The sequence below is a fragment of the Sulfitobacter sp. EhC04 genome, assembly GCF_001650875.1.
Classification (GTDB): Bacteria; Pseudomonadota; Alphaproteobacteria; order Rhodobacterales; family Rhodobacteraceae; genus Sulfitobacter.
The window spans coordinates 70,484-95,852 of record NZ_LXYI01000015.1 but is presented as its reverse complement, the minus strand read 5'-3'; the positions used below and the strand labels follow the sequence as shown (position 1 = coordinate 95,852).

23 protein-coding genes are annotated in these 25,369 nt (G+C 60.8%); 13 read left to right on the top strand and 10 right to left on the bottom strand.

What is annotated here, in order from left to right; translation table 11 throughout:
• Window positions 1-84: 84 nt before the first annotated feature.
• A complete protein-coding gene (locus A8B82_RS07950) occupies window positions 85-522 on the bottom strand; it encodes a hypothetical protein (RefSeq protein ID WP_138069702.1) in 438 nt (145 codons plus the stop codon).
• A 3-nt stretch (window positions 523-525) separates the two neighbouring features.
• Window positions 526-1,647 (bottom strand): XRE family transcriptional regulator, encoded by a 1,122-nt coding sequence (locus tag A8B82_RS07945; RefSeq protein WP_067290510.1) that lies wholly within the window; start codon window positions 1,645-1,647, stop codon window positions 526-528.
• Window positions 1,648-1,649: 2 nt separating this feature from the next.
• Here A8B82_RS07945 and A8B82_RS07940 point away from each other — a divergent pair, with 2 nt between their 5' ends.
• Window positions 1,650-2,168 (top strand): hypothetical protein, encoded by a 519-nt coding sequence (locus A8B82_RS07940; protein WP_067290508.1) that lies wholly within the window; start codon window positions 1,650-1,652, stop codon window positions 2,166-2,168.
• A 241-nt stretch (window positions 2,169-2,409) separates the two neighbouring features.
• Here A8B82_RS07940 and polA read toward each other — a convergent pair whose 3' ends face one another.
• Entirely contained in the window at window positions 2,410-5,208 is a 2,799-nt protein-coding gene (gene polA, locus A8B82_RS07935; protein WP_067290506.1) for a DNA polymerase I, read from the bottom strand.
• 251 nt (window positions 5,209-5,459) lie between these two features.
• On the opposite strand from polA, the gene ilvD reads away from it, so the two are divergent.
• The 4 genes from ilvD (at window position 5,460) to A8B82_RS07915 (ending at window position 9,058) form a co-directional block, all read left to right on the top strand.
• The gene (gene ilvD, locus A8B82_RS07930; RefSeq protein ID WP_067290504.1) at window positions 5,460-7,226 is read left to right on the top strand and encodes a dihydroxy-acid dehydratase; all 1,767 of its coding nucleotides are present in this window, start codon (window positions 5,460-5,462) and stop codon (window positions 7,224-7,226) included.
• Window positions 7,207-7,785 carry a hypothetical protein gene (locus tag A8B82_RS07925; RefSeq protein WP_067290502.1) on the top strand — a complete coding sequence of 193 codons (579 nt, stop codon included), beginning with the start codon at window positions 7,207-7,209 and terminating at the stop codon, window positions 7,783-7,785. Before ilvD ends, A8B82_RS07925 begins: the two co-directional genes overlap by 20 nt.
• 116 nt (window positions 7,786-7,901) lie before the next feature.
• Complete coding sequence (locus A8B82_RS07920; protein ID WP_067290500.1) at window positions 7,902-8,675, top strand: DUF6478 family protein; 774 nt, start codon at window positions 7,902-7,904, stop codon at window positions 8,673-8,675.
• 11 nt (window positions 8,676-8,686) lie between these two features.
• Window positions 8,687-9,058, top strand: a complete 372-nt coding sequence (locus A8B82_RS07915; protein WP_067290497.1) for a hypothetical protein — start codon at window positions 8,687-8,689, stop codon at window positions 9,056-9,058.
• An 80-nt stretch (window positions 9,059-9,138) separates the two neighbouring features.
• Here the strand turns inward: A8B82_RS07915 and A8B82_RS07910 are convergent, their stop codons facing one another.
• The 3 genes from A8B82_RS07910 to gpmI are packed head-to-tail and all read right to left on the bottom strand — an operon-like array spanning window position 9,139 to window position 13,136.
• Entirely contained in the window at window positions 9,139-10,476 is a 1,338-nt protein-coding gene (locus A8B82_RS07910) for a S41 family peptidase (protein WP_067290495.1), read from the bottom strand.
• A 3-nt stretch (window positions 10,477-10,479) separates the two neighbouring features.
• Window positions 10,480-11,622 carry a murein hydrolase activator EnvC family protein gene (locus A8B82_RS07905; protein ID WP_067290492.1) on the bottom strand — a complete coding sequence of 381 codons (1,143 nt, stop codon included), beginning with the start codon at window positions 11,620-11,622 and terminating at the stop codon, window positions 10,480-10,482.
• Window positions 11,619-13,136 (bottom strand): 2,3-bisphosphoglycerate-independent phosphoglycerate mutase, encoded by a 1,518-nt coding sequence (gene gpmI / locus A8B82_RS07900; RefSeq protein WP_067290490.1) that lies wholly within the window; start codon window positions 13,134-13,136, stop codon window positions 11,619-11,621. The genes A8B82_RS07905 and gpmI overlap by 4 nt, the downstream gene beginning before the upstream one ends.
• Before the next feature lie 158 nt (window positions 13,137-13,294).
• Here gpmI and A8B82_RS07895 point away from each other — a divergent pair, with 158 nt between their 5' ends.
• From A8B82_RS07895 to A8B82_RS07865, 7 genes are all read left to right on the top strand, one after another.
• Complete coding sequence (locus tag A8B82_RS07895; RefSeq protein WP_067290487.1) at window positions 13,295-13,765, top strand: DUF1203 domain-containing protein; 471 nt, start codon at window positions 13,295-13,297, stop codon at window positions 13,763-13,765.
• Window positions 13,766-13,841: 76 nt separating this feature from the next.
• Window positions 13,842-14,021 carry a zinc-finger domain-containing protein gene (locus A8B82_RS07890; RefSeq protein ID WP_067290484.1) on the top strand — a complete coding sequence of 60 codons (180 nt, stop codon included), beginning with the start codon at window positions 13,842-13,844 and terminating at the stop codon, window positions 14,019-14,021.
• Window positions 14,022-14,248: 227 nt separating this feature from the next.
• Window positions 14,249-17,368, top strand: a complete 3,120-nt coding sequence (locus A8B82_RS07885; RefSeq protein WP_067290481.1) for an ABC transporter transmembrane domain-containing protein — start codon at window positions 14,249-14,251, stop codon at window positions 17,366-17,368.
• Window positions 17,365-18,258, top strand: coding sequence for a CPBP family intramembrane glutamic endopeptidase (locus tag A8B82_RS07880; protein WP_067290478.1), 894 nt, complete (start codon window positions 17,365-17,367; stop codon window positions 18,256-18,258). Before A8B82_RS07885 ends, A8B82_RS07880 begins: the two co-directional genes overlap by 4 nt.
• Before the next feature lie 58 nt (window positions 18,259-18,316).
• A complete protein-coding gene (accD, locus tag A8B82_RS07875) occupies window positions 18,317-19,291 on the top strand; it encodes an acetyl-CoA carboxylase, carboxyltransferase subunit beta (RefSeq protein WP_067290476.1) in 975 nt (324 codons plus the stop codon).
• Window positions 19,288-20,562, top strand: coding sequence for a bifunctional folylpolyglutamate synthase/dihydrofolate synthase (locus tag A8B82_RS07870; protein ID WP_067290473.1), 1,275 nt, complete (start codon window positions 19,288-19,290; stop codon window positions 20,560-20,562). Before accD ends, A8B82_RS07870 begins: the two co-directional genes overlap by 4 nt.
• A 115-nt stretch (window positions 20,563-20,677) precedes the next feature.
• Complete coding sequence (locus tag A8B82_RS07865; RefSeq protein ID WP_067290470.1) at window positions 20,678-20,866, top strand: hypothetical protein; 189 nt, start codon at window positions 20,678-20,680, stop codon at window positions 20,864-20,866.
• A gap of 29 nt (window positions 20,867-20,895) precedes the next feature.
• On the opposite strand, the gene zapE is transcribed toward A8B82_RS07865, so the two are convergent.
• Window positions 20,896-21,954 (bottom strand): cell division protein ZapE, encoded by a 1,059-nt coding sequence (gene zapE, locus A8B82_RS07860; protein WP_067290467.1) that lies wholly within the window; start codon window positions 21,952-21,954, stop codon window positions 20,896-20,898.
• 155 nt (window positions 21,955-22,109) lie between these two features.
• Here zapE and A8B82_RS07855 point away from each other — a divergent pair, with 155 nt between their 5' ends.
• The gene (locus tag A8B82_RS07855; RefSeq protein ID WP_067290464.1) at window positions 22,110-23,351 is read left to right on the top strand and encodes an MFS transporter; all 1,242 of its coding nucleotides are present in this window, start codon (window positions 22,110-22,112) and stop codon (window positions 23,349-23,351) included.
• A 299-nt stretch (window positions 23,352-23,650) separates the two neighbouring features.
• Here A8B82_RS07855 and A8B82_RS24165 read toward each other — a convergent pair whose 3' ends face one another.
• The 3 genes from A8B82_RS24165 to A8B82_RS07845 are packed head-to-tail and all read right to left on the bottom strand — an operon-like array spanning window position 23,651 to window position 25,322.
• Window positions 23,651-23,788: a hypothetical protein gene (locus tag A8B82_RS24165; RefSeq protein ID WP_161489434.1), complete on the bottom strand. Its 138-nt coding sequence runs from the start codon at window positions 23,786-23,788 to the stop codon at window positions 23,651-23,653.
• On the bottom strand, window positions 23,785-24,705 hold the full coding sequence (locus A8B82_RS07850; protein ID WP_067290462.1) for an ornithine cyclodeaminase family protein: 921 nt from the start codon (window positions 24,703-24,705) through the stop codon (window positions 23,785-23,787). Before A8B82_RS07850 ends, A8B82_RS24165 begins: the two co-directional genes overlap by 4 nt.
• Entirely contained in the window at window positions 24,702-25,322 is a 621-nt protein-coding gene (locus tag A8B82_RS07845; RefSeq protein ID WP_067290460.1) for an HAD-IA family hydrolase, read from the bottom strand. The genes A8B82_RS07850 and A8B82_RS07845 overlap by 4 nt, the downstream gene beginning before the upstream one ends.
• Window positions 25,323-25,369 lie beyond the last annotated feature (47 nt).

Genomic DNA, 25,369 nt, shown 5'->3' with positions numbered 1-25,369 from the left:
GTGTAAGTTCGGAATCTTCTACTTAACGAATTTGAGCAGGCCTTCCAGTGTGGTGGCTAAAGTGGTGTCGGCGAAGCGCATTAGTTACAGCTCAGAAATGTCCCTCACGATAAGTCCATTAAGGGCGCATTTCGAAACAATTCCTTTATACTCTTTGAGAGCTTTAGGGGCGGACACCAATTCCAGACCCTCTTTCATACAAAGCGCAACGCACTCAAAGCGCTCGGAAGGCGGAAATGAGCCAAAAAGACCGGACCCATGTTGTTCTGAAAGCATCTGTGCATGCGACTGGTGGGCCGCTTTAATCTTCATGTATTTCTTCGGTCTGATCGTTTGAAAATCGGCATATAGGTCTTCGTCAATCGCCTTCAATTCTTCACTGACGCCTTTAAAAAGTTGGATGTCACCAGACTGAATTCCGTCAATGACAGTAGATTTAATTTGGTTGTTTGCAGTGCTCAGCGCGGCTCTGATGCCATGCAAGTCCATCACTTTTGTGGGATCATTATTCTTCTGGGCCATTTGTCACGCGCCCCCCAAGAGGTCGCGCTGATACCTTGGTTTGATCCCGGCTAGTCTAAAAATGTCAATGTCGTCGAGAAACCCGCCATTCTTTGCTTCAGCGAGTTTTTTAAGAAGCGAAGTCCCGTACTGTGTTCGCTTATTTTGCAGAGGGTCGCCCTGACCACCTTTGGGATCTTGCTCGTCACCTGTTGGCGTTCTTCCTTTGAAGCGGTTGATCCAAGCCCCATAGTCGTCTGAGGTTAGGTTCTTTGTGTCGACAAGACGCAGAACCGCACATTGTTGGCTGATTCCAAGATTGGAAGAAAAGAGCCGAACGAAATCGCCGTTGATGGAAGGAAAGTACCCGTATCTTTTGAGAGCGGCTTCTATTACCGTTCTAGGCGCAAGCAGATATGCGGCGAATTGATTACAGAACCGCTCCACGTCATTCTTTGCGAACGATACGTTTGACGCCCCTTCTTTCCGAATAAGAACATGACAAAACTCGTGAGCCAGGGTAAATAGTTTTCTCGCCTTGCTAGAACATGTGGTGTTGATCAGTATTGTATGTGGCCCACTTTGAGACCTCGTATACAGCCCCGATACCTCGTCACTTCCGAATGAGTAATGCAGTACAAATATGCCTAAAGACTCAATAAAGCCCCTAAGGCTGGCATACATTTTATGAGAACTTTTCCAATCAAGCTGTTTAGCATCTGTTATTCCCCAACGTGTACGCCACTTCTCGGCAAGCTCTCTGGCCGATGATTTTTTCAGATCACCAATTTTTTCATGAGCAGATTGATCCAACCCCAGATCAAGAGGCAGCGAGGAAAGCGAGCCTGATATTTTTTCGATGAACCCAATGGCTGCGATTGTACCTCTGTCGTATCGACCAACACCAATTGATTTCCGGCGGAAATCTGGAACCTTTGACAGTGGAAGATTTGAGTTGGCAAAAAGCGCCCGGATCGGCACACCCAGCTCATCAGCTATCCTTTGGACCTGTTCATCCTCAAGTTCCTTGTTCCCGTCTTGTGCATGCCTTAGTTCTGTTTCCGAGATTTCTGCACGCACAGCCAGTTCTCGGAGTTTCAAACCTCGCGTTGTTAGGATGTCATCAAAAGCACTACCGAAAGACATATATGTTTGATCCTAAAGTTCTTTTTTGTTTCTGCGGTATGGAAGAGTTGACTCTTTCATCTTTCTCAAGTGCCCTTGAAGTAGGGGTCGGTTTATATCTTGGCTTAGCCATCCTTCAAGTGATCGGTTCGGGCGGCATTGCCGATCTCGCCCGTAGGTCGCTCACACTTCAATCGACCATCAATGTAAACAGTCTCCACGGACTACGCGCGGAGTCTAACAGGATAAAGGCTGATTTGGCAAAACTTGAAATCTCTCTCCAGGGGTTCAGCCGTCAAGTGTTCGCAGTAGTTCTTTTGTTGCTGTCGGTGTGTCTTGCTGTTCTAGCGCTCGCAATTGTTATACCAGACTACCCAACGACATGTTGGCAATCGTATTCGATTTTGGGATACTTTCTGTTAATGCCGATATTGGTCTTTGTGGGTCTGACGGTTTGGATGCGGTATCGTTGTATCGCAGTGCGGTCCGCGATCAAATTGTGCGAGCGAAAGGTTAATGAAAAGCTTCTCCACAAGAACTGAGAAACCGAATGTACGCTGATTTGCGACCTCTAAATATCTGAGTGTTTCGTGAGGGGCCTTGGTGAGCAATTTCAAGTTTCGCTCGTCGCATCCCAGAAATCACACGCTTAGTCCAACGCCTGCCCAGACCCACACCCCCCTATAGCGTTTCCAGTTTATGTTGTATCGCCAATACCCTGCCGCGCCTTCGGCGCTCTCGGGACATTGGCGATGCTTCGTTTCAACGAAAACTGGAAACGCGTTAATGCGCCTCCGCCCAGTTCTTCCCCTGCCCCGCGTCCACCGTCAGTTTCACGTCCAGCTTCACCACCGGGTCGTTGGCGTTTTCCATGACCTCTCGGGCGGTGGTGATCAGGGTGTCTTCGGCCCCCTTTTCCACCTCGAACAGCAATTCGTCATGGACCTGCAGCAGCATGGTTGCGGGCAGGTCGCGGATCGCCTCGGGCATGCGGATCATGGCGCGGCGGATGACGTCGGCGGCGGTGCCCTGGATCGGCGCGTTGATCGCGGCGCGGGCGGCAAAGCCTGCGCGGGGGCCTTTTGAAGCAATCTCCGGCGTGTGGATCTTGCGGCCGAACAGGGTCTGGACATAGCCGTGCTCTTTGGCAAAGGCCTTGGTGTCGTCCATATAGGTGCGGATGCCGGGGAAGCGTTCGAAATAGCGGTCGATGAAGCCCTGCGCCTCGGCCCGCGGGATGCGCAGGTTGCGGGCGAGGCCAAAGCCGGAGATGCCGTAGATCACGCCAAAGTTGATCGCCTTGGCCTGGCGGCGGATGTCGGGGGTCATGTCCTCCAGCGGCACGTTGAACATCTCGGAGGCGGTCAGGGCGTGAATGTCGATGCCCTCGGCAAAGGCCTGTTTGAGTTCGGGAATGTCGGCGATATGGGCGAGGATGCGCAGCTCGATCTGGGAATAGTCGAGGGCGACCAGCGTCTTGCCTTCCTCGGCCACGAATGCCTCGCGGATGCGGCGGCCTTCCTCTGACCGGATCGGGATGTTCTGCAGGTTCGGATCGGTGGAGGCGAGCCGCCCGGTGGAGGCCCCGGCGATGGAATAGGAGGTGTGGACGCGCCCGGTGTCGGGGTTGATGTGGTCCTGCAGGGCGTCGGTATAGGTGGACTTCAGTTTCGACAATTGCCGCCAGTCGAGGATGCGGCGGGGGAAGTCGTGTTCGGTGGCCAGGTCTTCGAGGATGTCGGCGCCGGTGGAATATTTGCCGTTGGCGCCCTTCTTGCCGCCTTCGAGGCCCATGTCCTCGAACAGGACTTCGCCCACCTGCGCGGGGGAGCCGACGTTGAACTTGCGGCCGGCCAGTTCGTATATTTCATCCTCCAGCCCGGCCATTTTCTGGGCAAAGGCGTTGGACATGCGGCTGAGTGTGTCGCGGTCGACCTTGATGCCGGAGCGTTCCATGGCGGCAAGGACCGGCACGAGCGGGCGTTCGAGGGTTTCATAGACCCTGGTGACCTGCGCGCGGTGCAGTTGCGGTTTCAGCAGTTGCCACAGGCGCAGGGTGATGTCGGCGTCTTCGGCGGCGTATTTCACCGCGTCTTCCAGTGGCACCTTGTCGAAGGTCACGGCGGATTTGCCGGAGCCGAGCAGCGGTTTGATCGGGATCGGCGTGTGGTCCAGGTAGCGTTCCGACAGCGTGTCCATGCCATGGCCGTGCAGGCCCGCGTGCTGGGCGTAGGACATCAGCATCGTGTCGTCGATGGGGGCCACCGTGATGCCGATCTGGGCAAAGATCTTGGCGTCGTATTTCATGTTCTGCCCGATCTTGAGGATGCTCGGGTCCTCCAGCACGGGTTTGAGCATGTCGAGGCAGGTGTCCACGGCCATCTGCCCCTCTGCCAGGTCGTCGGAGCCGAACAGGTCATTGCCCCGGTTCGCCTTGTGGATCAGCGGGATGTAGCAGGCCCTGCCGGGTTCGACCGCCAGCGAGATGCCGACGAGGTCGGCGGTCATTTCGTTCAGCCCGGTGGTTTCGGTGTCCACGGCGACATGGCCCGTCTCATAGATTGCGTCGATCCACTTTTGTAGGGCGGCGGCGTCGCCGACCTGTTCGTATTTGTCGCCATCAAAGGGGATGTCATCCATCTGCGGCGCGTCAGGCAGGGCGGGGGTGTCTTCGATTGCGGGCATTTCCGCACCCATTTTCTCGGCCACGCGTTTGGTCAGGGTGCGGAATTCCATTTCGGCCAGAAAGCCGATCAGGGTTTCCGCGTCCGGTTCGCGGACTTCGAGGTCGTCGAGGGTGAAATCCAGCGGCGTGTTCTCGTCCAGCAGGACCAGTTTGCGGCTGAGCCGGATCTGGTCGGCGTGTTCGATCAGGGTCTGGCGGCGCTTGGGCTGTTTGATCTCTTCCGCGCGTTCCAGCAGCGTCTCCAGGTCGCCATATTCGTTGATCAGCAGGGCTGCCGTCTTGATCCCGATGCCGGGCGCGCCGGGCACGTTGTCGACACTGTCGCCCGCCAGCGCCTGCACGTCCACCACGCGGTCGGGGAAGACGCCGAATTTCTCGAACACGCCATCGCGGTCGATGCGGTTGTTCTTCATCGCGTCCAGCATTTCGACGCCGTCACCCACAAGCTGCATCAGGTCCTTGTCGGAGCTGATGATGGTGCAGCGCCCGCCCGCCTTGCGGGCCTGCACGGCAAGTGTCGCGATGATGTCGTCGGCCTCAAAGCCTTCCAGCTCCTTGCAGGCGATGTTGAACGCCTCTGTCGCCTTGCGGGTCAGGGGGATCTGCGGGCGCAGGTCTTCGGGCATCGCCTCGCGGTTCGCCTTGTAAAGGTCGTACATGTCGTTGCGGAAGGTGTGGCTGCCCTTGTCAAAGATCACGGCGACATGGGTCGGTGCGTCGGGGCCTGCGTTGTCCTCGACCATCTTGTAGATCATGTTGCAAAAGCCCGAGACCGCCCCGATGGGCAGCCCGTCGGATTTGCGCGTCAGCGGCGGCAGCGCGTGATAGGCGCGAAAGATGAAGGCCGAGCCGTCGATCAGATGCAGGTGGTGGCCTTTGCCAAATGTGCCGGACATGGATGTGCTCCCCTTCTTGCGCATTAGGTTACTACCGCGCGCGGCGGGCTGCTGCCAGTAGGTATCTGCCGCTTGCCGGGGCGATTGGACTGCCGCGACCAGAGGGGCAGAATGTGCCCGCGTCAGGGGCTGGCAATCCATTTTCGGCCAGGTGACGACAGAGCCGCGACAAATTTGCCTGACGTTCGATACTTGCAGCGCTGTCCTTGCCCGACTATTCCGGTTCCGAATGTCTTTGAGGGAGCCATCAGATGTCCAGCAACCAGCGCTTTGACAAATCCAAACTGCCCAGCCGCCATGTGACCGAAGGGCCCGCGCGCGCGCCGCACCGGTCCTATTACTATGCGATGGGCATGACAGACGAAGAGATTCACCAGCCGCTGGTCGGCGTTGCCACCTGCTGGAACGAAGCCGCGCCCTGCAACATCGCGCTGAACCGGCAGGCGCAGGCGGTCAAGCTGGGCGTGAAGGCCGAGCAGGGCACGCCGCGCGAATTCACCACCATCACCGTGACCGACGGCATCGCCATGGGTCACGAGGGGATGCGGTCCTCCCTCGCCAGCCGCGAGGCCATCGCCGACACCGTGGAACTGACCATGCGCGGCCATTGCTATGACGCCATCGTGGGTCTGGCGGGCTGCGACAAATCCCTGCCCGGCATGATGATGGCGATGATCCGGCTGAACGTGCCTTCGGTGTTCCTCTATGGTGGGTCGATCCTGCCCGGCAAGGCACCCAAAGGCGCGGATGTACCCGCCAGCTTTGCCGAACGTGACCTGACCGTGCAGGACATGTTCGAGGCGGTCGGCAACTTTCAGAACGGCACCATGACCGAGGCCGAGCTTGAGATCCTTGAGCGCGTCGCCTGCCCCTCTGCCGGGGCCTGTGGCGGACAGTTCACCGCCAACACCATGGCTTGCGTGTCAGAGGCGATTGGCCTTGCGCTGCCCAACTCGTCGGGCATGCCTGCGCCTTATGAATCGCGCGATGAATATGGCAAGGCATCGGGCGCTGCGGTGATGAACCTGATCGAAAAGAACATCCGCGCGCGTGACATCTGCACCCGCGAGGCGTTCGAGAATGCCGCGCGGATCGTCGCCTGCACCGGCGGGTCCACCAACGCGGGCCTGCATCTGCCCGCGATGGCCCATGAGGCCGGTATCGACTTTTTCCTTGAAGATGTCTGCGACATTTTCCGCGACACCCCCTATTTCGTCGATATGAAGCCGGGCGGTGCCTATGTGGCCAAGGACCTTTACGAAGCGGGCGGTGTGCCGGTCGTGATGAACGAGCTGCGCAAGGCTGGTCTGATCCACCTCGATTGTATGACCGCCACGGGGTATTCCATGGGCGAAGTGCTGGATCAGGTCACGCGCAAGGCGGACGGCAAGGTGATCCATTCCGTCGAGAACCCGATCAGCAAGACCGGCGGCGTTGTGGGCCTGAAAGGCAACCTCGCGCCCGAAGGGGCCATCGTGAAGATCGCCGGGATGAGCGAAGACGACATCGTCTTTACCGGTCCCGCGCTGGTGTTCGAATGCGAACAGGATGCATTCGAGGCGGTCCAGAACCGCACCTATTCCGAAGGCGACGTCTTTGTCATCCGCAACGAGGGCCCCGCTGGCGGTCCGGGCATGCGCGAAATGCTGGCCACCACGGCGGCGCTGTCCGGTCAGGGCATGGGCAAGAAGGTTGCGCTGATCACCGATGGCCGCTTCTCCGGCGCGACGCGCGGGTTCTGCGTGGGACACGTCGGGCCCGAGGCGGCACACGGCGGGCCAATCGCCCTGTTGAAGAACGGCGATATGATCACGCTCAATGCCATCAAAGGGTCGATCACGGTCGATCTGAGCGACGAGGAGCTTGCCAAGCGCAAATCCGAATGGAAAGGGGCGCGACCCACGAACTACGCCTCTGGCGCGCTGTGGAAATACGCACAACTGGTCGGGCCGACCTACCTGGGTGCTGTGACACATCCGGGTGCCAAGGCGGAAACCCATGACTACATGGACCTTTAAGGCACCACTGGCCGCGATTTCGATGACAGCCCTGTCCGCCTGCGAAGGCGGCCAGGGAGCCAATTTTTTCGCAGGCGCGCTGGGGTCGGAGCCAAAACCCCTGTCCCAAGCGGATATGGCAGGGGGCGCTGTCACGCTTGTGGCACCCTCCGGTTTCTGCATCGACAGCGCAAGCCTGAAGCAACGCTTTGCCCTGATGGCACGTTGCGACCGGCTGGGCGCGCCTGCCGCCGCTGCGGCGGCACCCTTGGGCGTGATGACGGTCAGCCTGTCCAAGGTGGCCCCCGGCACCACGCTGCCCGATCCGCAGGTCACCGGGGCCGCCCTGGGCCTGACCGAGGTTTCGGCACCCACCGGCGACGACAGAACCCAGATATTTCGGGCCAGCGGGCCTGCACCGACAGATGAACTGGACGGCAGGCATTGGCGCGCGACCGCCTTGGTGAACGGTCAGCTCATGGGGGTCGCCCTTTACGGGCCCAAGGGTGACGCGGAAGTGCAAGATGAAGGCCGCAGCATCATCGCGGCGTTGCTCAACCGGACACGCAGCGTGCACTGAGGGCAATTGTTTCCCATTCGGCAACAGTTGCCTTTATCCGCCCGAGCTCCTGGCCTATTCATTTGAATGAAACGCCCGGTCTGGATAGGATACGGAAAACAAAAGGCTTCTTGCAGATGTCCAAACTTGGCTTCGGTTTTCTGGATGGGAAAGTGTTCTCGCGCAATATTCAGCGCTGGGCACGCGCCGCGCGTCTGGCCGAAAAGGCCGATTTGCCGCTGCTGCGCCGTCAGCGGAATCGGGCGAGGCTGCTTAAATCCCACCTCGACAAGCTGATCCATACCGCCGATGAACGGCTTGCGCTGCCGATGATCGGCTCCACCAGCTTTCCCAAACCGCATAACGCGGACTGGGCGTGGCGGCCGGAACTCTGGCGCGGGCCGTTGCCCACGCCCGGCATCAGTTCCGTGCAGACCAAAAGCCTGCTGGGCAACGAGGTGACGCTGTTTCATGATTGCGAATACTCTGAACTGACCCTGCGCCAGTTGCGCAACCTGCGCGAAGCTGACCTGGCCCCCTATGGGCTGCGGCTGGATGTCTTCAAATTCGATGGCTCGTTCCTGTCGCTGGTCATCGACCTGCCCGAAGAGGGTGTGACTGGTCTGAAGCGGACTCACCTGCTGCGCATGGATGCGATTGTGGAGCTTGAGAAGCCGCTGGAGATCTTTGCCCGGCTGAACATCCGCCATGGGCCGAACACCGAACAGATCGTTCGCGAATTGCCGCTGGACGAGGAAAGCCACCGGGTCGAATTCGACCTCGCCTATTCCAACCTGAATGAAAAACGGGTGGACCGGGCCTGGATCGACGTCATCTTTGAAGGACCGCAGATGAATCAGGTCATCCTGCGCGACCTCACGTTCTCGCGCCGCCCCCGCGCCCACTTGTAAGGAGGATAGCGATGTCCACGTTGGAACTGACCAAGACAAAGATGCGGCAAGGGGTCTGGCAGGGGGTGATCACCGGCACGGGTGATGACGCGCCAAAGATCAGGGTCACCCACCAGAACCAGGTTGTCGAAGGCGTTGATCTGGTACGCAACGACAAGGCGGACCATTGGCTGCTGTCCATCACCATACCGCCGGAGGCGATTTCCGACGGGGTTCAAACCCTGATGATCCAGGATGCCGTGACGGAAACGGACCTGGGGCATATCACGGTGATGGCAGGTGAAATCCTGGGTGACGACATTCGGGCGGAAATGGACCTGCTGCGCGCGGAACTGGACATGCTGAAACGCGCGTTCCGGCGTCACTGCGTCGAAACCGCCTGATATCGCTCCAGGCCCTGCGCCACATATGAAAAGGCCCGCCATCTCTGGCGGGCCTTTCGCGTTTCGGTTTCAGCAAGGGATCAGTCGTTCGGACCCAGTGCCGACAGACCCTTGAGGATGTCGATGGCATAGGCGAGCTGGTAGTCTTCTTCACGCAGTTCGGCGGCCTTTTCGGCCTTTGCCCGGTCCTCTTCGATCTGCTGGATCTGGTCCTCGGTCAGGCTGTCGTTGTTCAGGCTGCCGCGCAGGTCCGCTTCGGACCGGAACAGGCGGCGCGGTGTTTCCTCTTCCTCTTCGGATTCCGGCTGAACCGGCGGCTGGGAGACAATGATGTCCGGCGATACGCCCAGCGCCTGGATGGACCGACCCGATGGCGTGTAATACCGCGCTGTCGTCAGGCGCATGGCGCCGTCACCGCGCAGCGGCATGACCGTTTGCACGGACCCCTTGCCAAAGCTCTTGGTGCCGATCACAACCGCACGGCGGTGGTCCTGCAGGGCCCCCGCAACGATTTCCGAAGCCGAGGCGGAGCCGCCGTTGATCAGGACAACCAGCGGCTTGCCCATGCTCAGATCGCCCGGCGTCGCGTTCACCCGGTCACCGTCCGCCGCGTCACGTCCCCGCGTGCTGACAATCTCGCCTTCCTCAAGGAAAGCATCGGACACGGCTATCGCCTGGTTCAGCAACCCGCCCGGATTGTTGCGCAGGTCGATGACAAAGCCGTTGACCTTTTCGATGCCGCCGGCCTTTTCGACCTGTTCGTCGATGGCTTCCTTCATCTTGGGATAGGTCTGTTCGTTGAAGGTGGACAGGCGCAGCACCACGGTATCGCCCTCGATCCGGGACCGGACCACGGTCAGTTCGATGGTGTCGCGGATGATCGACACGTCAAAGGGTTCCTGTTCGCCCTCGCGCACCACCGTGATCACGATCTCGGAGCCGACCGGCCCGCGCATCAGTTCGACCGCATCATCCAGCGCAAGGCCCAGCAGGCTTTCGCCGTTCACATGGGTGATGAAATCACCGGCCTCAACGCCGGCCTCGTCCGCCGGTGTCCCGTCGATGGGGGACACAACTTTGACAAAACCGTCTTCCTGGGTGACCTCGATGCCCAGCCCGCCGAATTCGCCGCGCGTCTGTTCGCGCATCTTCAGCGCGTCCTTGGGGGACAGATAGCTGGAATGCGGGTCAAGCGAGGTCAGCATGCCGTTGATCGCGGCCTCAATCAGGTCGCTGCTGTCCACTTCTTCGACGTATTGCGCGCGGATGCGCTCAAAGATATCGCCGAAAAGGTCCAGTTGTTCATATACGTTTTCCGTCTTGGCGGCCTCTTGCGCCAAAAGCGGGGCTGCAATCTGGGTGGTGGCGATCACGCCTGCGGCCGTACCGCCCAAAGCGGCCATCAAAAATCTCTTCATTGCCTATTCATCCTTCTCGGTCCGGAACCAGGCTTCTGGGTCCTGTGGAATGTTGTCTCTTCTTACTTCTATATAGAGCGTTTCTGTGCGGTCAGTGCCAGTGCCTTCACGATCAGGTGACAATGCCGTGCCGCTTTCTGCTGGCTGCCTTGCGTCTTTTTCACCCATCAGCCCAATCGGTGTGCCGCCTGCGATCACCTGACCCGCCTCGCCATAGACCACGTCCAACCCCGCCAGCACGAACAGGGTGCGCGCTTCGGGTTCCAGAATCACCACGTTGCCAAAGTCCAGCAGCGGCCCGGTATATCTGATGGTGGCGGCTGCCGGGCTGGTCACGATGGCGCGCGCGCGGGTCGCCATGATGATGCCGGGGCGTTTGACCCCTGCCGCATCGGCCTGACCGGCGCGGCGCAGCACCAGGCCCTGTACCGGCAGGGGCAATTCGCCAATCCGGCCCTGCAGGGTGACCGGGGCCGGTTCAACCTCGTCCGTGATGATCTCTGCCAGGCCAGAGGCGAAACCATCCAGCGTTTCAGTCGAAGCGATCAGGATCGCGGTGCGGACCGGGTCGGCGGTGAAACGGGTCGGCAATTCGGTCCGGTTGGCCATGGCCTGGTTCAGCGACGTGCGCGCTGCCTGCACCTGCGTCAGACCGGCCTGCAAACGCTCGGCGGCATCGACCTGAAGCAGGCGCAGGGTCTGCACGTCTTCCAGATCGCGGCGCAGGGCGTCTGCATGCCGGTTCAGGGCCGGTGTCAGTTCCGCCAGCAACATGCCCGCGCGCGCGGTGCCCACCGGGCCATCGGGGTGCAGAAATGCGGTGGGCGAGGGGTTGCCGCCAATGCTTTGCAGGACACCGAACAATTGCGCCACCTCGCCGTCGCGCGATTGCAGCTTTTTCGACAGCTGTGCCTCGTTGATGGCAGCTTGCCGCAGCCCGTCGCGCATTGCGCCCAGCCCCTTTTCAAAGGCCTGAATGGTTTCGGTCAGGGCCATCACCCGGTCCCGCGCCCCTTCGGCCTTGTCCAGCATTTCAGCCGCGGCCTCCAGTTCTGCCGCTGCCGCCTGCGCCTGGGTGGTTGCCGCGGTTTCAGCAGCCACGCAAAGCGGCCAGAACAGCAGAACAAGGGCTAGAATGCGGATCATGACAGCAGGTTTTTCCCCGTCATCTCGGCTGGCTGGGGCAAGCCCATCAGATGCAGCACCGTGGGCGCGAGATCGGCCAGTCGCCCGCTGGCCAGATGCGCGCCGGGCGCGGCACCGACCACTGCCACCGGCACCGGGTTCAGCGTATGCGCCGTATGGGCGCCGCCGGTTTCGGGGTCGATCATGGTCTCGCAATTGCCGTGATCCGCCGTCAGGATCATCGCGCCGCCCGCCGCCTCAAGCGCGTTCATCACGCGGGCAAGTCCCGCATCCACGGCCTCGCAGGCGGCTATCGCGGCATCCAGATCGCCGGTATGGCCGACCATGTCGGGATTGGCATAGTTCACCACAATCAGGTCGTAACCTTCTTCGATGGCCCTCACGAAAGCATCTGTCACCTCGCCTGCCGACATCTCCGGCTGCATGTCATAGGTCGCGACATTCGGGGATTTCGGCATTTGGCGGTCCTCGCCCTGCGACGCCGTTTCCTCGCCGCCGTTCAGGAAAAAGGTCACATGGGGATATTTCTCTGTCTCTGCCAGACGGAACTGACGCTTGCCGTGCTGTGCCACCCATGCGCCCAGCGTGTTGGGCAGCTCGGGTTTGTGGTACATGGTGGTCATGTAACCCGCATGTGCGTCTGAGTATTTCGCCATGCCCATGCAGGCCGCCCAGCCAGGCCGCGCGCCTGCGTCAAAGGCGTCAAAATCCGGGGCGGCAAGTGCTGCCATGATCTCGCGCGCGCGGTCGGCGCGGAAATTCAGACAGAAAAACCCGTCGCCATCCGCAGCGCCGGCATAGTCGCCGATGATCGTGGCGGGGATGAATTCATCATCCGTGCCGCTGTCATAAGCCGCCTGCACCGCCGCGCGCGGGCTGTCCGCCTGCGCACCTTTGCCCTGCGTGATCGCGTCGAAGGCGGTTTTCACCCGGTCCCAGCGGTTGTCGCGGTCCATTGCAAAATAACGCCCGGTGACAGTTGCGATACGCGCGCCTGCGGGCAGCGCTGCGGCCAGAGTCTCGAAATACCCCAGCGCAGACCGCGGGGCGACATCGCGCCCGTCCGTCAGCGCATGGATCACCACTGGCACCCCTGCCGCACAAAGCGCGCCGACCGACGCGATCATATGGTTGAGATGCCCATGCACCCCCCCGTCCGAGACGACACCCATCACATGCGCCGTTCCCTTGCTGTCCTGCATGGCGCTGATGAACTCCAGCAGCGGCGGATTTTTCGCAAAATCGCCATTCTCGATGGCCAGGTCGATCTGGCCCAGATCCATCGCCACCACCCGGCCCGCGCCGATGTTGGTATGGCCGACCTCGGAATTGCCCATCTGGCCGCTGGGCAGCCCCACGTCCGGCCCATGGGTGATCAGCGTCGAATGCGGGCAGGTCGCCATGATGCTGTCGAAGGTCGGAGTTCTGGCCAGTGCAGGGGCGTTGCCGGTCCGGTCTTCGCGCATACCCCAACCATCGAGGATGCATAGAACCACGGGTTTCGGGATGCTCATCTGGGGCTGCTCCATCTTTTGTTTTGATGGCCTTTTAACGGCTGTCGCGCCCGCCGTGAACCTCTTTCCTGTCGCGACGGCCAGATGCGTAACATTCGGATTGAGCAAGCATCGGGTTTCCGGCGAGGCTGTCGGCGGATCAATGATGGAGACAACCAATGCACTATACCGCCATGCCCAGCGAAATCGTCCGGGCCTATCAGCGCGGGGAGCCTGACATTCACGGTCAGAGCCCGGAACGCACGACCTCTGACGGGGGCGGCAACCCGTGCCGCCACTGTCTGCGTGGCATTCCCGAAGGTGCCGGGATGCTGATCCTGGCGCACCGCCCCTTTGCCGAATTGCACCCCTATGCAGAGGCCGGGCCGATCTTTCTCTGCGCCGATCCCTGCGCGCGCGGGGGCGGCGTGGATCTGCCTCAGATATTGCAGACCTCGCCGGACTATCTGGTCAAGGGGTACGGGGCTGACAACCGGATCGTCTATGGCACGGGGGCTGTGGTTCCGACCGGTCAGATCGCCCACCGTGCCGCCGAACTGCTGTCGGAGGATGCCATCGCCTATGTCCATGTGCGGTCCGCACGGAACAACTGCTACCTGGCGCGGATTGATCGAGGCGAGACGGGCTAGGTTGCGGGTCTTGTCCATGGCCTGCGCTTTGGGCATAACGGGTCCTGAAACCGCCCCTTAGCCAAGGACCTCCTCCATGAGCCAGCCTGCGCCCGAAACCCGGATCGTGAACACCTATCGCATCGCCTGTGATGGCGGCGAAGGGGGGCTGGGCCATCCGCGTGTCTGGCTGCAAATCCCGCGCGACACCGGCTGGGTCGAATGCGGCTATTGCGACTGCAAGTTCATCCACAGCGATTTCGAAGGCAAGATCTGAGGGCATTGCGCCCGAGTTGCTGCGCCTGGCAACAAATTGCCCTGCTGATACGGGCATTTCGCAGGGTTTGAACCAACGGCCAGCAAGGCGCGGAAAGCGCCAGTATCGGAACAATCTTCCGTGACGGTCCACAGCAAGCTTGGGCGGCAATGTTGTAATGGGCAGGCACCGCGCATAAGTTGCAGCGACCCCGTCAGCACGATGGGTCCCCAGCGAAAGTCCGGTGCATGGAACCCAGCATTTTTTCCTTTATCTGGAAATACTCGCGGCGCGACCAGCTTTACCTGTTGGCGTTTACGCTGTTCACCTTTCCTTTTCTCTATGCCACGCTGGAACTGCCCAAGCGGATCATCAACGATGCCATCGGCGCAGAGAGCGACAGGGTTTCGGTCTTTGGCTTCGAGATCACCCAGGTGCAGTTCCTGTTGGCCCTGTGCTTTGCCTACCTGATCGCCGTCATCGTGCACGGCTTGCTGAAAATGCGGCTGAATACGTTGAAAGGGATCCTGTCGGAACGTCTGCTGCGGCGGTTTCGCTATCAGTTGATCAGCCGGATGATGCTGTTCCCGCGCAGTTACTTTCGCAAGACCTCGCAGGGGGAGCTGGTCAGCATGGTCACCTCAGAGGCGGAGCCGATGGGCGGCCTGATGGGCGATTTCATTGCCCAGCCGATGTTCCAGGCGGGCCAGATGCTGATCATCGTGATTTTCCTGTTCCTGCAAAGTTTTTGGTTCGGGGTCGCCGGGGTTGCGCTGATCCCGCTTCAGGCATGGATTATCCCGATGCTGCAGCGGCAGATCAACGAGCTGAACAAGCAACGCATCAAGGAGGTGCGCCTGTTCTCGGCCGAGATCGGGGAAACCGCTGCGGGCATCGGGGATCTGCGCAGCAACGGCGGCTGGCGTTACCGGCTGTCGGCCTTTACCGACCGGCTGGGTCTGCTGTTTGACGTGCGGTTCCGCATCTACCAGAAGAAATTCTTCATGAAGTTCCTGAACAACTTCATCACCCAGCTGACGCCGTTTTTCTTTTATGCGGTGGGGGGGTATCTTGCGATCCAGGGGCAGATCACGGTGGGTGCGCTGGTTGCGGCACTGGCCGCCTACAAGGACCTGTCGAGCCCCTGGAAGGAACTGTTGACCTACTACAATCAGACCCAGGACATGGCCGTGCGCTGGGACGTGGTGCTGGAACGGTTCAACCCGCCCAAGATGATCGACGCAGAGCTTTTCACCGGCAGCCCCGAAGAGATCCCGCATCTGCGCGGCGATATCGCGTTTGACAGGGTCACGGTGCGCAACGAAGACGGTACGACGGTCCTGCATGACCTGAGCTTTACCATCCCCGCAGGCAGCCGTGTCGCCATTGAGGTCCCAAGCCAGTCGGAGCGGATTGCCCTGGCCGATGTGCTGACCCGCGAGGTGGTTCCGGCACGGGGACATGTCCAGATGGCCGGGTATGATCTGACAGGCCTGCATCAGGCGGTGATCGCGGCGCGAATCGGTTACGCGGGCGCGCAGCCCTATCTTTTTCAGGGGACCGTGGGGGACAACCTGCTGATGCCCCTGATGACGCAGCCTGCGACCGTGCTCTGGGACCCCAAGCTGAGCGACCGGAACACGATAGAGGCGCGCAGATCCGGCAACAGCCCGGACAGCACAAGGGCGGAATGGCTCGACCCTTCGATTGCTGATCTGGAGTCCAGGGAGCAGGTTTTCGATTTCTGGTACAAGATCACCTCGGCGCTGGGCACCGCAGATGGCATTTTCCTCAGCATGTTGGATTCCCGGATGGACCCGGAGAAACATCCGGAATTGGCCCGTCGGATCGTGGCGCTGCGCGACGAGGTCCATCAGCGGCTGAAGGCGGAAAAGCTGGACAAGGCGGTGCATCGTTTCGATCCCGAGTCCTTCAACCCGGCGGTGCCATTGGCTGGCAACCTGATGTATGCCGCGCCGCGCCGTAAGATCAGCCAGAAGGCACTGGTCGAAGAGGGGGGATTCCTTGGCATGATCATCGAACAGGGTCTGGCTGAACAGGGCATCGCCATTTCCCAGACCCTGATCGAGACACTGCACGACACCTTTGGTCGCGACGGGACGGATCATCCGCTGTTCACGGCCCTGGGCATTGAGGAACCCCTGTACGAACAGCTGGTCGACATCGCGCGGCGCCGCCGGGACAAGGGCGATGCCGCGCTGAGCGGACGGGAATTCGCACTGCTGCTGACTGTGCCTTTTGCCTTTACCGCCGAAGAGATTGGCCCCGGTTTTCCCGAAAGCTTCAAACGGGAAATCCTGTCCATCCGAAAATTGCGCGGCGCGCAGTTGCGCGCAGAGGCGAGCGACCTGTTTGTCGAGATCGCGCCGGACAATTACCTGCCGCGGCTGACCATCCTTGAAAACCTGATCTATGGCCGCTTTTCAGCCATGGCGGGGCTTCAGGCCGATCTGGTTCGTGACGCGGTGGTCGATGTGATGGAGGCGCATAATCTCAAGCAGATGGTTTCGGCCAACCTGTTCGACGTTCCGACCGATATCGGCGGGGCCAATCTGCCGGTGCAGTTTCAGGAGCGGGCCGCCTTTGGCCGGGCGGTGATCAAACAACCGGATGTCCTGGTGTTCAATCAGGTTCTTGCCGGTGCCGATGCCCAGAGACAAAAGCAGATCAGCGACAGCCTGAGCGACCTGTTGCCCCATACCACGCAGATTTTCCTGAATGACAAATTCGCAGATGCGCGGGCCTATGACATGCATATCGAAATCCGGAATGGCCGACTGGACGGAGCATCCGAGGTCGAGGAGACTGAAACGGAAGAAGGTGCATCGGACGATCTGCGCCGGAAACTGCGGATCATTGCGCGAAACAGCCTGTTCAGCACGCTTGATCGACGCCAACAGCGTCTGCTGGCCTTTGCCGCGCAATGGTATCGCGCGGACACGGGGCAGGTCATCTTTTCCGCCGGGGAGCGGGCTGATGCCGCGTATCTCTGCCTGTCGGGCAAGGCTGAAATCGTATGGGCCGGAGACAACGGCGAAAATCATCACATCACAGATGTGGAGCCGGGCCGCCTGATGGGGGATCTTTCGATCATTCTGGACGAACCCCGGCAAATGAACCTGATTGCGACCGAGCCTTGCCAGTTTCTCCGCATCGGGGCGGAACAATTCCGGTCCGTACTCGAAAGCGACAAGACCCTGCTGCTGACCCAGTTGCGGACGGTAGCGGGCCATCTGACTGGTGCGGCCGACGTGATGCGCGCGGCCGGGATTGAGCTGCCAAGGGAGTTCGGGCCGCCGCTTCCGCCTGCCATTTTGGTGGAACACGAACAGGAACAGGAGTCTTGACCGGGGCCTATTCCGGTCTGAGTTCCTTTGTCGCCCCGGCGCGGGAAAAGTCGGAACTGTGGCGTTTCGCGGCGGGCCTCGTCATCGCCTTTGCGGCCTATATGGCCTTCAACCAGCTCTTTTTCGGCACCGTGTACCAGATCGCCGGAAACAGGAGCAACGCGCTCTACAATGCGCTGGTCGCCGGGGACACGCCGTTGGCGATGTTCCTGCTGCTGTCCAGCTTTGCTTGCATGATGCTGAGTGTGGCGCTTGTTGTTCGCGTGCTGCATCGGCGGCCTTTTCGCAGCCTGATCGGACCTCTGCCACTGGCCTGGACGGATTTTCGCGCGGTCACGCTGATGCTGGTCGCCCTCAGCCTGGTCATCGCCATTCTGCCACCTTGGGACATGGGCGGTGACTTTGTTCCCAACATGCCTTTCGGACAATGGCTGGTGTTGCTGCCCCTGTCCCTGTTGGGCGTGCTGGTACAGGTCAGCGCAGAAGAGATCGTTTTTCGCGGCTATGTCCAGCAGCAGCTGGCGGTGCGGTTTCGATCCCCGCTAGTCTGGATGATCGCGCCCTCGGTCCTGTTTGCACTGGGCCATTACCTGCCCGATTCATCTTGTGAAAACGCCCTTGCCATCGCGCTGTGGGCCGGGGTTTTCGGGGTGCTGATGGCGGATCTGACCGCGCGGTCGGGGTCACTTGGGCCTGCGATCGCGCTGCACTTTTGCAACAATGTGACGGCGATCCTGATCGTGTCCCTGCCGGACAACCTGTCGGGCCTCGCGCTGTACCTCACGCCCTTCGGCATGCAGGACACCCAGATGCTTGCCGCCTGGTTGCCTGTGGATTTCGCAATGATGCTCGTGTTCTGGCTGGCGGCACGGGTCGCGATCCGCCGTTGATTGCATTTGTCGCACTCGGGGCTTATCTGGGTGGCGAACAAGTCGACAGGGGCCTGATATGAACTGGATCACGAACTATGTCCGCCCGCGGATCAATTCGATCTTTTCGCGTCGTGAAACGCCGGACAACCTGTGGACGAAATGCGATGACTGCGGCACCATGCTGTTTCACCGCGAAGTATCGGACAACCTGAACGTCTGTACCAACTGCGGCCACCATATGCCGATCTCTCCGCGGGACCGCTTTCGCGCGTTGTTCGACGGCGGCATATTCACCGACATCAAGGTGCCGGTGCCGCCTGCCGATCCGCTGCATTTCCGCGATCAGAAGCGCTATCCCGACCGCCTGAAGGCGGCGCAGCGCGAGACCGGCGAAACCGAGGCGATGCTGGTTGCCACCGGCGAAATCGGTCGCACGCCCATTGTCGCGGCATGTCAGGATTTCTCCTTCATGGCGGGGTCCATGGGCATGTATGTGGGCAATGCGATCATTGCCGCCGCCCAGGAGGCGGTAAAGCTGAAGCGCCCGCTGATCCTGTTTTCGGCTGCGGGCGGTGCGCGCATGCAGGAAGGTATCCTGAGCCTGATGCAGATGCCGCGCACCACGGTGGCTGTGCAGATGCTGAAAGAGGCGGGTCTGCCCTATATCGTCGTGCTGACCCATCCGACCACCGGCGGCGTGACCGCCAGCTATGCCATGCTGGGCGACGTCCATATCGCGGAACCCAACGCATTGATCTGCTTTGCCGGGCCGCGGGTGATCGAACAGACGATCCGTGAAAAGCTGCCGGATGGCTTCCAGCGCGCGGAATACCTGCTGGATCACGGCATGCTGGACCGCGTGACACCCCGGACCGAGTTGCGTGAGGAACTGATCGGCATCACCCGGATGCTGCTGGGCCTGCCGCCCGCCGTGCGCGGTGATCTGCCTCCGCCCGAGGGGGGCGGCGAACTGGCGCATGCGCTGACAGATGCGGAAGCCAAGCCCGAGGATACGTCCAAGAAGGACACCCCAAAAGCCGGCAAGAAATGACAACCCCGACATCGGACGCCATCCTTGCGCGGATGATGGCGCTGCACCCCAAGATCATCGACCTGACGCTTGACCGGATGTGGCGGCTGCTGGACGCGCTGGGCAACCCGCAGAATGATCTGCCGCCGGTGATCCACATTGCCGGCACCAATGGCAAGGGATCGACCCAGGCCATGATCCGTGCGGGACTTGAGGCGGCGGGCAATGATGTACATGCCTATACCTCCCCCCATCTGGCGCGGTTTCACGAGCGCATCCGGCTGGCCGGTGACCTGATCGCCGAGGCGGCGCTGACAGAGGTTCTGGACGAATGCTACGCCGCCAACGGGGGCGGCAACATCACCTATTTCGAGATCACGACCGCCGCTGCGCTGCTGGCATTTTCCCGCACGCCTGCGGATTACACACTGTTGGAGGTCGGTCTGGGCGGGCGGCTGGACGCGACCAATGTGGTGGACAATCCCGCGCTGTGCATCATCACCCCGGTGTCGGTGGACCATCAGCAATATCTGGGCGAAACACTGGCCGAAATTGCGGGCGAGAAGGCGGGGATCATCAAGCGCGGCGTGCCCTGCATCGTCGGGCCGCAGGAGGAGGCGGGCCTGGAAGTGATCGAGGCGCGGGCGGCGCGACTGGGCGCGCCGGTGCTGGCATATGGGCAGCAGTGGCATGTCGGTCAGGAAGCCGGGCGCATGATCTATCAGGATGAGCGCGGCCTGCTGGACCTGCCCCTGCCCAATCTGCCCGGTGCGCATCAGTTGATGAACGCGGGCGCGGCGCTCGCCGCATTGCGGCATCTGGGCGTGAGCAACGAGGCCTGCGAGGCCGCCGTCACCGGCGCGTACTGGCCCGCGCGGATGCAGCGGCTGAAATCCGGGCCACTGGTCGACATCGCAGGAACAGCCGATCTGTGGCTGGACGGGGGCCACAACCCGGCAGCGGGCGAAGCAATCGCAGCCCTGCTTGCGGAGGCACCCGAACGGCCCACCCACCTGATCTGCGGCATGCTGAACACCAAGGACATCGGCGGCTATCTGCGCCCTCTTGCGGCACATGCCCGGTCGCTGCATGCGGTTTCCATCCCCGGCGAGGCCGCGACACTGCCTGCTTCTGATACGGCAAGAGCGGCGCGGGCAGCAGGGCTGGACGCCGTTGAATCGCCCGACGTGGCGCATGCCCTTGCCGATATCGTAGCGCAGGACCCCCATGCACGGGTGCTGATCTGCGGGTCACTTTACCTTGCGGGCGTGGTGTTGCGGGAAAACAGCTAGCTCGCGATATTTCGTTGCCGATGCTCCTGTGGACGCCAGATGTGGTATAAATCGACCTCAATCAACACGTGGTTCGGCCACGAGAACATAAAGAGGACGACACCGGAGCAGCATCATGGCACATCAATCGAATACCATCTCCGAAAAGCAGAGCGACAACCGCAGCCTGTCCCAGGCGATCTTTATCATGGTTGGCCTCGGCATCATCGCGGGCGGCCTTTGGTTTCTGTATCAAAGCACCGCGCCCTACCATCCTGACGTCACCGGCGGACAGGAAGAGATCTATCTGTCTACCGACAGCTAGAGCATTTCGCTCAAAAGGGCCCCCTGGGCCTAGCCGCCCCATCCTTCAGCCTGCATTTCGCGCAACCGTGATGCGGTGCGTTCGAACTCAAAGGTGCCTTCCCCTTCGAGGTACAGCATTTCGGGGGCAGCGGCAGCGGAACAGATCAGCCTGACGCGGGCCTCGTACAGCGCGTCGATCAGGGTCACGAAACGCTTCGCCTCGTTGAAGTTGCTGCGGCCCAGTTGCGGGATGTCGTCCAGCAAAAGAACCCGCACCGCATCGGCCAGCGCGAGGTAGTCCGCCGCCCCCAGTGGTTTGCCACAGAGCGCGTGAAACCCCGCACGCGCCATGCCATTGCGAAAGGCGGGAATCTCGACCTCGCGGCCCTTGACCTTGAGGATCAGCGGCGCGCCCGGCCCGCCCGCGAGATCGTCCCAGACCGCGTCCATGGTCGCACGGCTCTCGGAGTTCACAGGTGTGAAATAGACCTGGCTGCCCGCCAGCCGGTCCTGCCGGTAATCCTTGGGGCTGGCCAGTTCATGGATCACCATGCGGTCCTTGATCAACTCGATGAAGGGCAAGAACAGATCCCGGTTCAGCCCATCCTTGTACAGGTCGTCCGGCACCCGGTTCGATGTGGTCACCACCACAACCCCGGCAGCGAAAAGCGCCTGGAACAGCCGCCCCACGATCATCGCATCGGTGATGTCGGTAATCTGCATCTCGTCAAAGGCCAGCAGGCGGACGGAATCCGCCACATCGGCTGCGACCGGGGCAATGGCATCATCCACGCCGGTCTTGCGGGCCTCGTGCATGGCACTGTGGATTTCCTGCATGAAGGCATGGAAATGCACCCGTCGCGCCGGAATATCGTCCATATGATCAACAAACATGTCCATCAGCATGGATTTGCCACGCCCCACACCCCCCCAGAGGTAAAGCCCTTTGGGTGGTTCGGGGGCCTTGCGGAACAGACCCTTCTTTACCGGCTGCAACAAGGCCGTGCGAATGCGGTCGAATTCCGGCAAAACAGCCTGCTGCGCCGGGTCCGCTGTCAGCTTTCCCTGGGCGATCAGATCATCATATGTTTCTTGCAGCGTCGGCATGGGGGATTTCTTACCTGCCCGAGCAGGCGATGGAAAGCAGCGGTGCCTGCGCCGGGCGCATAGGTCACGAAATGTGCGTGTATCAACACATTTGATCATTTGACGCGACCTGACGTTTCAGTAGGGTCGCGGAAAATTCAAACGGCGGACCCGACATGCAAGAACGGACACCCATTTTCACCCCCGTTCTCATGGTCGGGTGCTTCATCATCATGGTCAGCTTCGCAGTCCGCGCATCGTTTGGTGTCTTTCAGATCCCGATCGCAGAAGAGTTTGGCTGGCTGCGCACGGAATTCTCGCTTGCCATCGCGATCCAGAACCTTGCCTGGGGCGTCGGGCAGCCGATATTTGGCGCTGTCGCGGAAAAGATCGGGGACCGGCGGGCGATCATCATCGGGGCGGTCGTCTATGCGCTGGGGCTGATCCTGTCGGCCAATTCCGGCACCCCGCTGGAGCATCAGGCCTATGCCTGGCTGGTGGGCTTTGGCATCGCGGGAACCGGGTTCGGCGTGATCCTGGCCGTCGTGGGCCGGGCGGCCTCCGATGAAAACCGGTCCATGTCGCTGGCGATTGTCACGGCGGCAGGGTCGGCGGGGCAGGTCTTTGGCGCGCCAACAGCCGAATGGATGCTGACGTTTCTGAGTTGGCAAAGCACCTTTTTCGTCTTTGCGGTCGTCATCCTGGCAATGACCCTGACGCTGCCGCTGATGCGCGCGCCCGCGATGGCCAGCAAGGCCGAGCTTGAGGAAAGCCTGGGCCAGATCCTGGTCAAGGCCTTCCGCGATCCGTCCTATACGCTGATCTTTCTGGGGTTCTTTTCCTGCGGGTATCAGCTGGCCTTTATCACCGCGCATTTCCCCGCCTTCGTGACCGAGATGTGCGGGCCGATCCTGGCGGGCGGGGTGCTGCATAACATCGGGATCACGACCACATCGGCACTGGGGGCCGTGGCGATTTCGCTGATCGGTCTCGCGAATATCGCGGGGACGCTGGCCGCGGGCTGGGCGGGCAAGCGGTATTCCAAGAAATACCTGCTGGCGGGCATCTATGTGGGCCGCACGGTGATCGCGGCTATGTTCATCATGTTCCCGATCACGCCGGTCACGGTGATTCTGTTCTCTGTCGGGATGGGCGCGCTCTGGCTGGCGACGGTGCCGCTGACCTCGGGCCTTGTCGCGCATATCTATGGGTTGCGTTACATGGGTACGCTTTATGGCATCGTGTTCTTCAGCCACCAGTTGGGCAGCTTCATGGGCGTCTGGCTGGGCGGGCGGATGTATGACGCCTATGGCAACTACGAAGCCGTCTGGTGGATCGGCGTGGCTGTGGGGGCCTTCAGCGCCATCGTGCATCTGCCGATCCGGGAGAAACGGCTGGCGGGGCTGGTGACGGCCTGACCCTGGCAGAGGCCCGCGTCGCGACCATAGAGGTTCTAGGCTCTGGACCCATTAATCTTACATGCTCAGTTTGACAGATTTTTTCGCAGACAAGAAGCATCTGCGCAAGAATAGTGGTTCTATTTCAAGCAGATGTGACGCAGGCTGCGGGAAAATCCGTCAAACCCGAAGGGCGGCGATTTCACTTCATTTCAACGTCTTGGGTCGTTTGCAAATAGAACCACTATTGGCAGCACGCCCCAAACCCTTGAAATTTCGTGAAATCGCCGCTGAGCATATAAGATTAATGGGTCCAGAGCCTAGGTCAGCATCCTGTAGCCCATCTGCACAAGGCCGGGTGCGGCGCTGCGCGCGGTATCGTCCATCCTGCGGCGTTTCCATTCGATCAGCAGCGGCAGGGAAATGACCACCGCCAGGATCAGCAGGAACCAGATCATTGCTGTGCGTTCCAGCGGTCCAGAATGTAGCGGCTGGTCATCAGATCCAGATGCGCGCCACCGCCGTTCTTGAACAGGGTAATCTCATCGGGGGATCTGCGGGTGAACCGGGCGAGGTCATAGTAATCCGCGATCAGGTCATCGCGGGTGATTGCCCCCGACTCCAGCGGGATGTTGATTTCGCCGATATGGCCGATGGTCGTGTCAAAGCTGTCGACAAAGACGCGTGCCCGCTGCAGTCCCGCATCATCCATTTCGCGCATGTCGGGTCGGTAAGCGCCGATCAGGTCGATATGTTGCCCCGGTTGCAGCCAGTCCCCCTTGATCAGCGGTTGGGTCGACATGGTGGCAGAGGTGACAATATCCGCGCCGCGCACGGCTGTTTCCAGATCCTCGGCAACGGCCAGCCCCGGCAGTTCGTCGGCCATGGCCTGTGCGTTTTCTGTGGTCCTGTTCCAGACGGTAAAAGTGGCGTCGGGAAAGGCGGCGGAATAGGCTGCATGCAGTGCTCTGCCTTGCGTCCCGGCCCCAACGATCAGGATATTGCGGCTGTCCGGGCGGGCCAGTCTGCGGGCAGCCAGCAGGCTGTCGCCGGCGGTTTTCCATTTGGTCACCAGGTGGAAGTCGATAATGGCCGACATCTGACCCGTATCGTCTGCATAAAGACAGACACCGCCGTTCACCATGGAACGGCCCTGTGCCGGATTGCCGGGAAAGACAGTGGCCGATTTGACCGCGATGCCCAGACCGTCGATCCAGGCGGCGCGGTTGAGCAAGGTATCCTTGCCCCGGTAGAGGAATGTATCCCCGATCTCTGCCTTGGGCAGGTCATGCCCTGCGGCCAGCGCATCGGTCAGGCCGATCCAGTCCAGCAGCGCCTCGCCCGCTTCGAAGGGGATATTCGGAACATCGGTCATTGTGCTTCTTCCTCGCTCAGCAGGTTCGCCGCCACAAGGCGGTTGGCCCATGCGTCGGGACCATCGAACAGATGCGTCTGCCATCCGCGTGCCGCAGCGGCGGCGATATTGGCGGCGCTGTCATCGGTAAAGAGCAGCGCTGTGGGGTCAACGCCGCTTGTCGTCTCCAGATGGGCAAAGATGGCAGGGTCCGGTTTCATCATCTTAAGATGGCCGGAAATGAAATCGCGGTCGAAGGCGCGGAAAAACGGGTAATGCGTTGCGGCCAGATCATAGGTTTCGATCCCGAAATTGGTCAGCGAAAAGACCGGAACGCCGTTCTTCTGCAAGGCCTGCATCAACCGGACAGAGCGGTCGATGGCAGGTGTTGCCATGTCCATCCAGTGCTTTTGCCACAGCAGGATTTCGTCGTGCCAGTCGGGGTGGGCCTTGGCGGTGGCCCGCACCAGATCGCCAAAGGGTTCGCCCATATCGACCCGCCGGTTCATGTCGAACAGGTCCACGGCATCGAACAGCGCCTGCCTGCGGTCCGCCCCGATCAGGCGGTCATAGACCGGGATCGGGTCCCAGTGGATCAGCACGTTGCCGATGTCGAAAACGACGGCTTGCGGTCTCATCTGCCTTTTCTCCCCTGTCCGGAGTTCCTGGGAAGTCCGGGTGTTCT